Annotated in this window: 14 protein-coding genes; 8 read left to right on the top strand and 6 right to left on the bottom strand. The window is 69.7% G+C overall.

Annotation, left to right across the window (positions count from 1 at the left end; translation table 11 throughout):
• The first annotated feature begins 232 nt into the window (after positions 1–232).
• Positions 233–616 (top strand): VOC family protein, encoded by a 384-nt coding sequence (locus tag H9L09_RS14935; RefSeq protein ID WP_187577667.1) that lies wholly within the window; start codon positions 233–235, stop codon positions 614–616.
• A gap of 3 nt (positions 617–619) precedes the next feature.
• Here the strand turns inward: H9L09_RS14935 and H9L09_RS14930 are convergent, their stop codons facing one another.
• From H9L09_RS14930 to H9L09_RS14920, 3 genes are all read right to left on the bottom strand, one after another.
• On the bottom strand, positions 620–1,423 hold the full coding sequence (locus H9L09_RS14930) for a class II glutamine amidotransferase (protein ID WP_223164066.1): 804 nt from the start codon (positions 1,421–1,423) through the stop codon (positions 620–622).
• A 140-nt stretch (positions 1,424–1,563) separates the two neighbouring features.
• On the bottom strand, positions 1,564–3,414 hold the full coding sequence (locus H9L09_RS14925; protein ID WP_187577665.1) for a hypothetical protein: 1,851 nt from the start codon (positions 3,412–3,414) through the stop codon (positions 1,564–1,566).
• 59 nt (positions 3,415–3,473) lie between these two features.
• On the bottom strand, positions 3,474–4,142 hold the full coding sequence (locus H9L09_RS14920) for a TMEM175 family protein (protein ID WP_187577664.1): 669 nt from the start codon (positions 4,140–4,142) through the stop codon (positions 3,474–3,476).
• 166 nt (positions 4,143–4,308) lie between these two features.
• Here H9L09_RS14920 and H9L09_RS14915 point away from each other — a divergent pair, with 166 nt between their 5' ends.
• Positions 4,309–5,706 (top strand): DUF2252 domain-containing protein, encoded by a 1,398-nt coding sequence (locus tag H9L09_RS14915; RefSeq protein ID WP_223164065.1) that lies wholly within the window; start codon positions 4,309–4,311, stop codon positions 5,704–5,706.
• Between the two features lie 20 nt (positions 5,707–5,726).
• Here the strand turns inward: H9L09_RS14915 and H9L09_RS14910 are convergent, their stop codons facing one another.
• The gene (locus H9L09_RS14910) at positions 5,727–8,303 is read right to left on the bottom strand and encodes a winged helix-turn-helix domain-containing protein (RefSeq protein ID WP_187577663.1); all 2,577 of its coding nucleotides are present in this window, start codon (positions 8,301–8,303) and stop codon (positions 5,727–5,729) included.
• Between the two features lie 230 nt (positions 8,304–8,533).
• On the opposite strand from H9L09_RS14910, the gene H9L09_RS14905 reads away from it, so the two are divergent.
• The gene (locus H9L09_RS14905; RefSeq protein WP_187577662.1) at positions 8,534–9,076 is read left to right on the top strand and encodes a flavodoxin domain-containing protein; all 543 of its coding nucleotides are present in this window, start codon (positions 8,534–8,536) and stop codon (positions 9,074–9,076) included.
• 81 nt (positions 9,077–9,157) lie between these two features.
• Here H9L09_RS14905 and H9L09_RS14900 read toward each other — a convergent pair whose 3' ends face one another.
• Complete coding sequence (locus H9L09_RS14900) at positions 9,158–9,544, bottom strand: hypothetical protein (RefSeq protein ID WP_187577661.1); 387 nt, start codon at positions 9,542–9,544, stop codon at positions 9,158–9,160.
• A 397-nt stretch (positions 9,545–9,941) separates the two neighbouring features.
• On the opposite strand from H9L09_RS14900, the gene H9L09_RS14895 reads away from it, so the two are divergent.
• Entirely contained in the window at positions 9,942–10,145 is a 204-nt protein-coding gene (locus H9L09_RS14895) for a cold-shock protein (RefSeq protein ID WP_187577660.1), read from the top strand.
• 101 nt (positions 10,146–10,246) lie between these two features.
• Here H9L09_RS14895 and H9L09_RS14890 read toward each other — a convergent pair whose 3' ends face one another.
• Entirely contained in the window at positions 10,247–10,492 is a 246-nt protein-coding gene (locus H9L09_RS14890; RefSeq protein WP_187577659.1) for a hypothetical protein, read from the bottom strand.
• 205 nt (positions 10,493–10,697) lie between these two features.
• On the opposite strand from H9L09_RS14890, the gene H9L09_RS14885 reads away from it, so the two are divergent.
• The 4 genes from H9L09_RS14885 to H9L09_RS14875 are packed head-to-tail and all read left to right on the top strand — an operon-like array spanning position 10,698 to position 13,167.
• A complete protein-coding gene (locus H9L09_RS14885) occupies positions 10,698–11,615 on the top strand; it encodes an alpha/beta fold hydrolase (RefSeq protein WP_223164064.1) in 918 nt (305 codons plus the stop codon).
• Complete coding sequence (locus H9L09_RS22500) at positions 11,582–11,710, top strand: hypothetical protein (protein ID WP_281390753.1); 129 nt, start codon at positions 11,582–11,584, stop codon at positions 11,708–11,710. Before H9L09_RS14885 ends, H9L09_RS22500 begins: the two co-directional genes overlap by 34 nt.
• 54 nt (positions 11,711–11,764) lie before the next feature.
• Positions 11,765–11,953 carry a hypothetical protein gene (locus tag H9L09_RS14880; protein ID WP_187577658.1) on the top strand — a complete coding sequence of 63 codons (189 nt, stop codon included), beginning with the start codon at positions 11,765–11,767 and terminating at the stop codon, positions 11,951–11,953.
• On the top strand, positions 11,950–13,167 hold the full coding sequence (locus H9L09_RS14875) for an alpha-hydroxy acid oxidase (RefSeq protein WP_187577657.1): 1,218 nt from the start codon (positions 11,950–11,952) through the stop codon (positions 13,165–13,167). The genes H9L09_RS14880 and H9L09_RS14875 overlap by 4 nt, the downstream gene beginning before the upstream one ends.
• Positions 13,168–13,170 lie beyond the last annotated feature (3 nt).

Raw genomic sequence — 13,170 nt, 5'->3', positions numbered from 1 at the left:
CAACGGTTCAGAACGGTCGATTGGGTCAGAACCTAGGGCCGCCGGGTAGTGGCGTCAACGGTCGAGCGGCGGATCTCGACAGCTCGGACCGGCCCAGCACCCTCACCGCGGGAGGCGGCCACGCATCCGAGAATCCGTCATGCTCGGTGAGGTAGCACGACCCCAGCTGGGCGAGTAGCGTCCGAAGCGTCGGGCGGCGCCACGCCGCAACCGCATGTGGCCGGGAGGAGCCATGGGTCTGAAAGACGGCAAGGTCGGGGCCGCTATCGCGGTCACGGACATCGATCGGGCAGTCGAGTTCTACGAAGGCAAGCTGGGGCTGCACAGCAACGGAGACGACCCGGACGGCGGTCGCACCTACCCATGTGGCGGCGGCACCACTCTGCATGTCTTCCCGTCCCCGCTCGCCCGAGCCTCGGGAGCCACGGCTGCGGGGTGGACGGTCGAGGATGTCGAGCGCACAGTGGACGAACTGATCGCCAACGGCGCGACCTGCGAGCAGTACAGCGAAGGTCCCTTCGCCACCGATGAGAAGGGGCTGGCCCGGATGGGGAGCTACGTCGGCGCTTGGATCAAGGATCCCGACGGCAACGTCCTGGCGATCGGCAACGGATAGCCGTCACCTGATGCCCGCCGGCAGCAGCGGCTTGAACGGGGTGAGCTCCTCCTCGCCGCCACGGATCGCCACGCAGCTGGCCTCCGGCACCTCACGCCAGGCTCCGCGCAGCTCGCCCAGGGGCTCGGACACCACCATGCGCGCGTCGTCCGACAGCTCGTGAAGTGCTGCGTTCTCAGGATACTGATGCTTGAGCATGGAGACATCGGTGCTGTGGAACAGCGACCGTGACCGGCCCTCACTGGAGTAGCGGAAGGCCCACGTCGTCTCACCGTCGGTGGTGGCGAGCGTTCCCTGGATCGGGAACCCGATGCCGTGCCGCCGCGCGGTCTCCTCGACCAGACCCACCGCCCGGGACACCGCTTGCGGCGGATCGTCCTCGAGGCCGAAGGTCAGCGCGAGGAAGAAGAGCATCTCCGAGTCGGTGGTGCCTTCGATGTCGGCATAGCGCTCGGGATCCACCGCCAGCGCAAGGTCTCGCTTCATCGCGTGGAAACCGTCGATGAACCCGTTGTGCATCCACAGCCAGCGTCCCTGACGGAACGGATGGCAGTTCGTCTGCTGCACCGGTGACCCGATCGCGGCGCGGATGTGCGCGAACACCCGCGGCGAGGAGACGTGGGCCGCCAGGTCGCGAAGGTTGCGGTCGTTCCAGGCCGGCTCGATGCTCCGGAAGAGGCCAGGCGTCTCCCGGTCTCCGTACCAACCCACGCCGAAACCATCGCCGTTGGTCGCCTCCGCACCCATCGTGGAGTGCATGCTCTGCACGATCAACGAGTGCTCGGGCTTGTAAAGCAGGTCTTCCAAGAGCACTGGGGAGCCTGAGTAGGCCAGCCAACGACACATGCGGGACCTCCGATCCGTCACCTCCATTGCACGTCGGCGACCGCGACCGGCGAATCATCCTGTCCGGGTGAGGGCGAGCCCGGACCTGGACCCCCGATCCGTCACGCCCTGAGGCTGCTTGCGGTGGACGAGGCCGGGACCTGAGGGCTCAGCGCCTCGTGGGCGCGGCCGTTGAAGTAGGCGTACAGGAGCATCAACGAGACGAACGGCTGCAGCACCAGCGCCGCGAGGCTGGGCACCATGTTGACCACCGCGAAGGGAGCCTGCACCACCAGGATCACCAGGGTGCCGAGGAGTCCGCCCACCAACGAGCCGAGCAGCAGCGACAGCCCCGGGACGGAGAGGACCGTGACCTTCTCGCGCCTGACCAGGCGCCAGCTGCGGAGCAGCGACCGGAACCCCCGGGTCTCCTCCCGCACCACCACCGGCACGAAGAGGCACCAGGCCCAGACGCACACGAAAGTCATCACCGCCAGCGCGAGGGACGCGCCGAGGACGGTCAGGACCAGGAGCACCAGGGCACCCGTCGCCAGCAAGCGAGGCGCAGCCGGCCGCACGAGCCGGTACGCGCTCAGCGGGGTGACGTGTCTGCCGGCCTCGACCTCGGATGCGGCCTGGATGGTGGCCGCCTGTGCCAGCAGGAGAGCGAGCAGCAGGAGCAACACGTGGCCGGCCAGGAACCAGGCCGGCGGAGCCGCGTTCGGATCACCCGGGAGCAGGACCTCCTGAAGCAGCGTCGCGCCCGCACTGACGATCACCACCGGCGTGGCGATCCCGGCGAAGAGCCAGAACCGTTGCCGGAGCAGCTGCCAGGAGACCGCGATCACCTGACCGGTGGTGCGGGCCGCCTCGAGCGGCAGCGGTGCCGAGTCGCGCCACGACGTACGCCGCACCAGCCAGACCACCACGAGCAGCGCGATCACGAGCACGCCCAATGTGGCTGCAGGCCTGACCGTGAGGACGCGAAGCACCTCCGACCCTCCCGACACCGCTGAGCAGAAGAACGCGGTTCCGGCGCCGCCGTAGGCCTGACCGCCCGGGACGGCATAGCTGCGGGACCGTCCCTGCTCCGACCAGCTGAACGGCTTCGTCCAGGCCGGCTTCATGTTGGGCCCCGTGGGTCCGTCGTAGAACTCCAGCGTGCCCCTCTCCCCCCAGTGACCCTCGTAGCCGATCCACGGGAACCGCTCGAGGGCGGTCGTCGGATCGGACGGGATGGTGACGACGTCGGGCCGCACCGTCCGGTTCGGCCCGAGCGTGGTGTCACAGCCGAAGCCCTGCGCGCCCGAACGGCCGAGGAAGAGCGCCGAGGTGTAGTGGCTGGCGTGCGAGCCGGTGGAGACATAGACGACCGGGTGGGTGCGGTCCATGACCTCGAGGTCGGAGCCACCCCAGGTGGCGTTCTCCGAGCCATAGTGCTGGCTGTACGCCGTGAGCACGGGCTCGGTCTGCAGGGCCGCCCTCGCACTCGCCGCCGCGAACTCGACCTGGATCCGTTCCCAGTCGCCTTCGTGCTTGTTGTTGAAATCGTTGTAGGGGTAGAAGAAGTAGTACTGCAGCGCGAGCCGGTCGGGATGTCCCTTCTCGGTCGCGACGTGGGCGTAGACCGTGGGCGGAGTGCCCTGCCAGGTGGCTGCCGCCCACTGCTCGTAGCTGCAGCCCGGGGCCAGCGGGTTGCCGGGAAAGTCCAACGAATACCCGGGCAGTCCCCTGGCGAGGCGCGCGGCACCGGGTGCCACCTTCACGATGTCCTGCGGTGTCCACGGACCGCGCAGAGCGATGGAGGGATTCTGCAGCAAGGGATCCACGCTGCTCGGCTGATAGGGCTCACCGCTTCCGCAGCCGGTCTTCTGCACCTGGAGCATCAGGACCGGCGCGTACTTCTCGGCGAGCGCCTGCTCGTCGGACGTGCCGGGCTGTGCCGCACCGGCCGGCGCGGCAGCGCCAGCCATCAGCAGCACTGTGATCAGAACCAGCAGCAGCGCACCACGTCGCGCAGCGCCGGACGAGGTCACTTCTGTGCCGCCGTTCGTGCGTGCTCGCTCTTGCGCCTCCTGGCCCGCCACAACGGGTCGACCAGCAGCAGCACGGAGATGGCCAGGAAGACCATCACGGCGATGACCGGAAGGAAGAGCCCGACGACGGTCGCGACCGCCTGCAGCAGGAGGGCTGCCCGCCGTTCCTTCGCGAACACCTGCAGCTCCTCCTCGGCCACGTCGTCGGCGGCGAGCCCGGGGGTGCGGGCGGCGTACGCCACCAGTGAGTTGACCAGCAGCGCAGCGAGCGTGAGGTTCGTGCCGAAGATCACCACGGCCCCGCCCTCCTCGGCGTCGTTGAGATGCACGGCGAGCAGGTTGGTGGTGAATGGCAGGAACGACACGAACAGGAGCAGCAGCAGGTTGAGCCGCATGAAGGATGCGTCGACGCACTTGATGAAGCGGGTCATGTTGCTGTGCGCGATCCACGCGCCGCCGATGAACGTGAAGCTGACGAAGTACCCCAGGTAGGCGGGCCAGCTGTCCGCCAGCGCGGGGAGCAGTGGTTCTTCCGCCTTCGGCACGTCGAGCTCGAGCACGAGCAGCGTGACGACGATCGCGAAGACTCCGTCGGAGAAGGCTTCGAGTCGCGCCTTGGGCAGCAGGCGCGACGCGCCTGCCTCGGGAGCGGCGCGGTCAGACATGGTGCTCGCCTCCGGTCATCGGGTCGGTGGTGCCGGTGACCCGAAGCTAGGAGCCGTCGCCCTTCGGTGTCCGGCCCCTGTCACCCTGAGGGTGACATCGGGTGCCCGTCGAACGATCCGGTTGCCACGATCCCTCCATCGGACAACCACCGGACAGGAGCGACCCGTGAACCGAACCGCCGTCCCCGACAGTGCCGAGGCGGAGCCGACCCGGCTCATGGAGAAGCGCCGTAGCCGCTCCGAGCGCCGTGCGTCTGGCGAGGCCAGACGCGCGGAGGCACCCTTGTCGGCGCATGCGGAGCTGCCGATCGCACCGGAGGGGCGGGACCCGGTGGGGCTGCTCCGGGCCCAGGAGGACGAGCGAGAACCGGAGCTGGTCCCCCTGCGCTACGAGCGGATGACCGCCTCGCCCTTCGCATTTCTTCGCGGCGCAGCCACCGTCATGGCCCACGACCTGGCCCGGACCCCGACCAGCTCGATCGAGGTGCAGCTGTGTGGCGACGCGCACGTGGCCAACTTCGGGATGTTCGCCGCGCCCGACCGGCGGCTGGTCTTCGACCTCAACGACTTCGACGAGACGTGGCCGGGTCCGTTCGAGTGGGACGTCAAGCGGCTGGCTGCGAGCGTGGTGGTGGCGGGCCGGGCGACCGGGGCGAAGGCCAAACGGTTGCGGCGGGCGGCCGCAGCCACGGTCGCGTCGTACCGCACCACCGTGGGCTCGTTGGCGGCGATGGCGCCGCTGCAGGTCTGGTACGCCCGGGTCGATGTGGACGACCTCGTCGAGCGGCTGCGGGCCACCAGCCTCCGCGACGAAGCAAGGAGCGCGTCCAAGGCGTCCCGTCGCAACAGCGGCGATGTGGCGGTGCAGAAGCTGACCGAGGTGGTGGACGGGCGACACCGGTTCCGCCACAAGCCACCGCTGCTCGTGCCGGTGGACCCCGATGCCCAGCCGGCTGTCTTTCGGCGGGCGGCCGCACTGCACACGCAGTACCTCGAGAGCCTGCGCGACGACGCACAGGTGCTGCTCCGGCGCTTTGCCCTGGTCGGGCTGGCGCAGAAGGTCGTCGGCGTCGGCAGCGTCGGCACGCGAGCCCTGGTGATGCTGCTGGAGTCCGGCGACGGCGACATGCTGCTGCTCCAGGTCAAGCAGGCCGGCCGGTCCGTGCTGACGCCGTACCTCACCGAGCCGGACGTCCGCCACGAGGGGCAGCGGGTCGTCGTCGGGCAGCGGCTCATGCAGGCCACCGGAGACCCGTTTCTCGGCTGGGCCCGCGGCACGATCCCACCGCGCCGCGACTACTACGTGCGCCAGCTTCGCGACCTGAAGGGCGGTTTCGACCTCGAGGCCTTCGACGTCGACCGGTTGACGGTCTACGGACGGCTCTGCGGTGCCGTCCTCGCCCGGGCACACGCCCGTGCCGGCGACCCCGCCGTGGTGAGCGGCTACCTCGGGACGTCGGAGGAGTTCGACCATGCAGTCGCCGACTTCGCGATCGCGTACGCCGACCGCACCGAAGCCGACTTCTCCGCACTGGCGGCCTATCGCGCGACGCGGGTCGCCTGACCGTCGCACTCACATCTGCTTCAGCAGCCCCTCCTCCTGCGCCCGGCGGCCGCTTCGTAGCGGTTGGGCACCTCGAGCTTGGCGTAGAGCCGTCTCAGCCGGGTCTTGACGGTGTTCACCGACACCCCGAGCGTCTCGGCGAGCTCGGTGTTGCCTGACACGGTGGGGAGCAGCCTCAGCAGGTCCAGCTCGCCACTGCTCAGGTGCGATGCACCCGACGTCCGGGTGCCCTCTCTCGGCGTCCTCGCCACCGACAGGAGCCGGGCGAGAGCCTCCGACGCCTCGTCGCGGGCCAACCGCTCGGTGAGCACCTGGATCTCCTCCGGCCAGCCGCACAGGGCACGGTGCATCCCGAGCTCGTAGGCCAGCTCGCCCGCGGCCAGCAGGCGCACGTCCGCCTCGCCCGGACGGCCGCGCAGGTGGCACAGCGCGAGCAGGACGCCGAGGTCGACCGCCTCACGCGGCGTGGTGGGCCGGATACGTTGCGCGAGCCGCAAGGCGGGCCTGCGAAGGTCGGGCCGCTCCAACCGGGCGACCAGCAGGTCGCGCGACGCGCTCTCGGGCAGCCGGCGCAGCAGGCGCTGGGCGCGGACGGGATCACCGTTCTCGACCCGCAGCCGGGCCTCGAGCGCGTCCGCCGCACCCCGGAGCTCGGAGCCGGGAGCGACCCGCCGGAGCATGACCCGCACGTCGTCGAGCGTGTCCCACGCCTCGCTCGTCCTCCCCCGCGCCGAGCAGCACTCAGCCACACGCAGGCCTCCGAGCACCTGGTAGCTCACGTGCCCGATCCCGGTCGCGCGCTGCACCACTGTCACGGCCTCCTGCTCGGACTCGTCGATCCGGTCCTGATCGAGCAGCGCGCCACTGAGAGCGAGGCGGGCGTCCAGGTCGCCGTAGGGGACGTACGGGTCCGTCCGCAGCCAGGAGATCGCCTGTTCCGCGAGGTGCTGCGCCCGGTGCGCCCGGCCCTCGCCCGCGGCGACCATCGCCGTGAGCGACGGGATGGCGGCCTGCCGGAAGTACTCGTGGGTGCGCGGCCGACGGGCCACCTCGGCCAGGATCCGCCTCGCCTCCTGATGCCGTCCGACCCAGATCCGTGCCCGGACCGCCAGCATCGCAGCGCTCTGGTGCACCCCGCGGACCCACGAGTCGCCGAAGAACTCCCGCGCCAGGTCGACCTCTCGCACGGCCCGGTCGGGGTGGCCGATCCAGACGTCGAGAAAGGCCCGGAGGAAGCGAGCCTCTGCCTCCAGCCACGCCGGGCCGGAGACGGTGACCGAGCCGGGGTCCTCCGACACCTCGCCCGCCGCGGCCTGCAGCTCGGCGACCGACGCCTCGACGACGAGCAGGGCATCGGCAGCCGCCGTCGCGTCGCCGGACAGGAGCGCGGACCAGGCGATGCCGAGCTCGTGGATGTGTCGGTCACCGACGAGTGGGCCCGGCGTCGACGCGTACCACCGCCGGACCGCATCCGCGCGACCGGCGTCGAGCAGCGGCGCGAGGTGCTGCTCCAGCACCGCCATGGCCCGCGCCAGGTCGCCGGCCTCGTGGAAGTGCTGGATCGCCTGCTCCGCCTGCCCCTGGGTGAGGTACCACTCGGCCGCCGCGCAATGCGCTCCGGCCACGGCGTCACGGCCCTGGCGGCTGAGCTCCCGGCGGAGGTACTCCGCGAACAGCAGGTGTGCGCGGTACGTCTCGGTGGTGCCGCGCGACCGGGCGACGAGGGTCGACTGCTCCTCGAGGCGGGCGAGGACCGTGTGGCTGTCGCGCTTCCCGCGCAGTGCGTTACAGGCGTCGGGCACCAGCTCGTCCAGCACGCTGGTCCGCACCAGGAGGTCCCGCTCGTCCGGCTCGAGCCGGGCCAGCTCCGTCTTGAAGAGCACGTCGAGACCGGGGCCGAGCAGCCACGCAGCCGGGTCCTCCTCGTCGGCCTCCAGCACCTGCAGGCCGACGGTGAGAGCGGCGAGCCAGCCCTCGGCCACCTCGACGAGGGCGCGGGCCCGCTCCGGCGACAGGGTGGGCGCCACGGCTGCCAGCAGCGCATCGGCCTCCGCCGGCTCGAGGGCTAGATCCCGTTCGGTGAGCACCCGCAGTCGACCGCTGGTGAGGAGCCGCTGGGTGCCCGGCAGGGTGCCGTGCCGGGTGCGCACCAGCGTGCGGCAGCGCAGCGGCTGACCTTGGACGAAGTCCAGCAGCTCAGGCACCACCCGCTCGTGGAGCCGGACGTCGAGGTCGTCCACGACGACGAGCAGGTCGCCGGCATCGTGCACGGCGTCCAGCAGTGACGGCGTTGCGAACCCGTCCTGACCCGTCGCCTCGCTCCGGCGTACGTCGACCCCGGCCCGGCGGAGCGCGTTCAGGAGCCGGCGCCGGAACCGGTCGGGAGTCGTCTCGGCCGACGACATCGACACCCAGGCGACCGGGGCGTGACTGCGATGGGCGACCTGTGCGAGCAGCGTCGTCGCGCCGTACCCCAGCGGAGCCCTGATCACGCACAGCCCTGCCTGCGGGGTGGCGAGGACGCGAGGGACCAGCCGTTCCCGCACCAGCGGTCCGGGACCGGCAGGTGCCTCGGGCGCGGGGACGTCCGTCGTCACCCGCCCATTGTGCGACGCCGCGGTCGCTCGCGGGTGACCATGCGGATTGTCGGGCATGCGAGGCGGCGGCAGATCGCGTCGGACTTGAACCCGACCCGGATGGCGACCCCGGGGACGTTCGCCTCTGGGGCAGCCACCGGACGCGGTGCTGCGATGGCGCAGTCGACGCGACCATGCCACCAGCGAGCCTGGGGCCCGGATCGAGCACCCGGTCCCGAAAGGAGCCACACGTGGGCACGATCTTCCTCACCTACGGCAGCACCGAGGGCCAGACCGCGAAGATCGCCGACTTCATCGCCGATCTCCTCCGCGGTCACGGTCACGACGTCACGATGACGGACGTCAAGGAGGCAGCCGACCCGGTCCTCGACGGCTACGACGCTGTGATGGTCGGCGCTTCGATCCACATGGGAAAGCACGACAAGCACATCGTCGACTTCGTCCGCAAGAACCACGACGTGCTGGACCGTAAGCCGTCAGCGTTCTTCTCGGTGAGCCTCGCCGCGCACGGCGACACCGCCGAGGCCGAGGGCTACGTCGAGCAGTTCGAGCAGGAGACCGGGTGGAGACCCGGCAAGGTGGCCCTCTTCGGAGGAGCGCTGCTCTACACCCACTACGGCTTCGTCAAGCGGCACATGATGAAGAAGATCGCCGGCGACAAGCCCGGGAACCTGGGCACCGATGTCTCCCGCGACTACGTGTACACCGAGTGGGACGGGGTGCGGCGCTTCGCGGAGCACTTCACCGCCGACCTCGACTCCGCGGACTCTTGATGCCAGGGCGCACGCAGCCGGAACCGCCCGCCGGCCACGAGGTGTCGTGGCCGGCGGAACGGTGCACGGGGAGCCTGCCGCTCAGGACGGAAACTCGGCCTCCATGCAGGCGAAGTAGTCCTCGAAGTTCAGGACCCCGTGACAGGCGGCTCCTGCCAGCTGCGCCTGCATCGGAATCTCTCCGGTCTTGCCGACGATCCACGTGGTGATCTCGACCGTCCCGTCCCCGTCGAAGTCCAAGCCGATCAGGCCACGGAAGGTCTCTTCGGACGTGACGCCGCTGGTGAACCGCTTCTCGATCCCCGGATTGGCGAATGTCACCTGCCCGGTCACGTCGTTGATGATGATCTGGGCTCCGGCTCCGGCCTGCTTGTCCGGGTTGACGCACTCGTGCGCCAGGCTCGGTGCGGCGGTGAGAAGGATGGCGCCGATCGCGGCGCTCGTGGCGAGTGCCGCACGTCTGGTCACGCTCATGAAGATGTACCCCCCTTGAGTGACGCGGGTCCCCCTGACCCGCTCTGGAGGTCGCAGCGTGCCGTCCCCTCATCGGCTTGTCACGACCCGGCCCACGGAAATGACCCATATGGACCACACCAATAGCCCACGAATCGGGCACGCACGCAGATTCGGGAAGCCCGTCGTCGTGCGGCTGGCTCGTGCAGATCTCGCCGATGCGCGGAACAGGCCCCTGATGCCCTATGGTGGGATCTGTTGAAGGGATGACTCTGCAAGTCGTCCTGGCCGCACAAGATGTCGCGGCTCGTATCTCGTACTCCTGGTCTTCGGTTCGCTGGACATCAGCACAGGTGGATGTCTTCAGCAGCTCGTGGGCACAATGCCCCCGGCACGAACGAAGGAAACGAACATGGCTCAGGGAACCGTCAAGTGGTTCAACGCCGAAAAGGGTTTCGGCTTCATCGCGCAGGACGGCGGCGGTGAGGACGTGTTCGTCCACTACTCCGCTATCCAGTCCGGCGGCTACAAGTCGCTCGACGAGAACCAGAAGGTCGAGTTCGACGTCACCGCCGGCCCCAAGGGCCCGCAGGCTGAGAACGTCCGCGTCTCCTGATTTCCCACGAAGAGCCCCGACCGCACCGCGGTCGGGGCTCTTCGTGCGTCGTGCCCCGGACGGCGATGGCCCCACCCAGCGCCGGCTCATACGGCCGCCCGTCAGTTGAGCGCCACGTCGAGCGGCAGGTCCTCCTCCTGGATACGCGGAGGCTCGTGCCACTCACCCCTCAGCCGGGAGCGCGCCTCCTGGTGGCGCACCGGTTCGTAGACCACCATCACCAGAGGCACACGGTGACCAGCAGCCCGAGGAGCAGGACGGGCCAGCCGCCAACCGTCCGCGCCGATGAGCACCGTCCCGGCGAACCGTCGCAGCTGTCGTTGGAGGTCGAAGAGCAGCTCCAGCATCGTGCCCCGGTGCTCGGCGTCCGTACGGCGGGCGAAGGAGACCTCGGCGCTCGCTGCGCAGCCACCACGTCACAGGCAACCCCGGTCAGTCTCTTGACGCGGGACCTCGCGACCCTTGATCGTTGCGTGCGCTGACGAAGGTGTGTGAAGAGTCAGCGCACGGACGGATGCTGCGCACCCTCCCCCAAGCAACAGGAGCCGCACCATGGATTACGACATCTTCGAGCTGGACGACGTCCGCCTGAGCACCGGACAGACGCTCCGGGACGCGAAGCTCGCGTACAAGACCTACGGAACTCTGAACGAGGACAAGTCCAACGCGATCGTGTACCCGACCTGGTACTCCGGTCAGCACCCGGACAACGAGTGGCTGATCGGCGAGGGCATGGCCCTCGACCCCGCCAAGTACTTCATCATCGTCCCCAACATGCTGGGCAACGGGCTGTCGTCCTCCCCCAGCAACACCCCGGCCCCGCACGACGGCCCCCGATTCCCCCACGTCACGTTCTACGACCAGGTCGAGCAGCAGCACCGTCTGGTCACCGAGCAGTTCGGCATCGAGAAGCTGGCCCTCGTCACCGGCTGGTCGATGGGCGCCGGCCAGACCTACCAGTGGGCGGTCAGCTACCCGGACATGGTCGAGCGCGCCCTGCCCTTCTGCGGCTCGTCGAAGACCTCGGAGCACAACATCGTGTTCCTCGAGGCAGTGAAGTACGCCATCTACACGGACGCGGCCTGGCAGGACGGGCTCTACACGAACGAACCGGTCAAGGGCCTGCGCGCGGTGGGACGCGTCTACGCCGGGTGGGGTCTCTCGCAGGCCTTCTACTGGCAGAAGCTCTACGCGCAGGCTCCCTTCGACTACGCGTCGCTCGAGGACTTCCTCATCGGCTTCTGGGAAGGCTTCTTTCTCGTCAAGGACGCCAACAACCTCCTCGCGATGGCCTGGACGTGGCAGAACGGCAACATCGGCAACACCCCTGGCTTCGACGGGGACCACGAGCGTGCCTTGGCCTCGATCAAGGCCAAGATGATCGTCATGCCCGGCGAGAAGGACCTGTACTTCCCCCGGAGGACGAGGAGTACGCCGTGGCTCACATCCCGAATGCCGAGCTGCGGGTGATCCCGGGAGTGTGGGGTCACTTCGCCGGCGGTGGCGTCAACCCCGTCGACACGGCGTTCATCAACGACGCCCTCACCGAGCTGCTCGGGTCATAGGAGAATAGGTTCGGATCGCAGTCCGACGCCGGACTGGTGGGAAGGGAGCAGATCGTGCCCGTCGTCCTGGGAGTCCTGGCAGCGCTCTTCCTCGTCCTGCTCGTGGTCGGCGCGGTGACGGGCCGGGTGCGCATCACGGCATGCTGCCGGGCGGCGTCGGAGGACCTGAGGATGCGTGAAGCGTTCGACCCGGATGCGCAGGAAGGACCTGTGCGCGACAACCGGACTCGGGCGTCCCGATGACGACGCGACACCGCCCCCGCTGGTCCGAGCTGCAGGAGATCCTGCGTCCCGCTCCGGTCCGGCTCAGCGCAACGGACCGGAGGCTGGCCCGGGCGGCCTCGATCGCAGACCTGCGCCGGCTGGCCAGGCGGCGTGCTCCGCGCGCCGTCTTCGACTACACCGACGGCGCCGCCGGCGAGGAGCTGAGCCTGTCGCGCTCCCGCGAGGCCTACTCCCGCATCGAGTTCTCACCACGGGTGCTGCAGGACGTCTCCGCAGTCGACACGTCCACGCCGATCCTCGGCAAGCCGTCCGCGGCGCCGTGGATCTTCGCCCCCACCGGCTTCACCCGGATGATGCACACCGAGGGCGAGCCTGCGGTCGGTCGCGTGGCGGCGCGCGCTGGTGTCCCCTACGCGCTGTCCACGATGGGCACCACCTCGATCGAGCAGCTCGCCGCCGCGGCACCCGACGTCCGTCGGTGGTTCCAGCTCTACCTGTGGCGTGACCGGGAGGCCAGCCGCGACTTCGTCGAACGGGCGCAGGCCACCGGCTACGAGGCGCTGATGCTCACCGTCGACACGCCTGTGGCCGGCCCCCGGCTGCGCGACGTGCGCAACGGCCTGACGATCCCGCCCACGCTCTCGCTCAGGACCTTCGCGGAGGGTTCCCTGCACCCGGCGTGGTGGCTGGACCTGCTGACCACGGAGCCGCTCGAGTTCGCCTCGCTGCGCCGGTTCGAGGGAACCGTCGCGGAGCTGGTCGGTTCGATGTTCGATCCGGCCGCCACGATGGCCGACGTGGTCTGGCTGCGGGAGCTGTGGGACGGACCCCTGGTCGTCAAGGGCATCCAGACCGTCGCCGACGCGTTGGCGGTGGTCGACGCCGGTGCCGACGCGCTGGTCGTGTCCAACCACGGCGGACGCCAGCTGGACCGGGCACCGGTCCCGCTGGAGGTGTTGCCCTCGATCGTGGACGCCGTCGGGGACAAGGCGGAGGTGTACGTCGACGGCGGCATCCTCTCCGGGAGCGACATCGTCGCCGCCGTCGCGCTCGGGGCCCGGGCGGCGCTCGTCGGCCGCGCCTACCTCTACGGCCTGATGGCAGGGGGCGAACGCGGGGTGCAGCGCGCCGCCGAGATCCTGCAGCAGGAGATCGCCTCCACCCTTGCACTGCTCGGTGTCTCGCGGGTGGAAGACCTGCGCCGTGACCACGTTCGCCTACGCCAGGACTGAGGT

This window comes from Nocardioides mesophilus, from assembly GCF_014395785.1.
GTDB classification, from domain to species: domain Bacteria; phylum Actinomycetota; class Actinomycetes; order Propionibacteriales; family Nocardioidaceae; genus Nocardioides_B; species Nocardioides_B mesophilus.
This window is presented reverse-complemented; position numbering and strand designations above follow the sequence as displayed.

Bases quoted from the DNA above. Each gene is read 5' to 3' on its own strand.
- H9L09_RS14895 (WP_187577660.1), top strand. From the start codon at position 9,942: ATGGCTCAGGGAACCGTCAAGTGGTTCAACGCCGAAAAGGGTTTCGGC.
- H9L09_RS14875 (WP_187577657.1), top strand. From the start codon at position 11,950: ATGACGACGCGACACCGCCCCCGCTGGTCCGAGCTGCAGGAGATCCTG.
- H9L09_RS14890 (WP_187577659.1), bottom strand. From the start codon at position 10,492: ATGCTGGAGCTGCTCTTCGACCTCCAACGACAGCTGCGACGGTTCGCC.
- H9L09_RS14935 (WP_187577667.1), top strand. From the start codon at position 233: ATGGGTCTGAAAGACGGCAAGGTCGGGGCCGCTATCGCGGTCACGGAC.
- H9L09_RS14885 (WP_223164064.1), top strand. From the start codon at position 10,698: ATGGATTACGACATCTTCGAGCTGGACGACGTCCGCCTGAGCACCGGA.
- H9L09_RS14925 (WP_187577665.1), bottom strand. From the start codon at position 3,414: ATGGCTGGCGCTGCCGCGCCGGCCGGTGCGGCACAGCCCGGCACGTCC.
- H9L09_RS14920 (WP_187577664.1), bottom strand. From the start codon at position 4,142: ATGTCTGACCGCGCCGCTCCCGAGGCAGGCGCGTCGCGCCTGCTGCCC.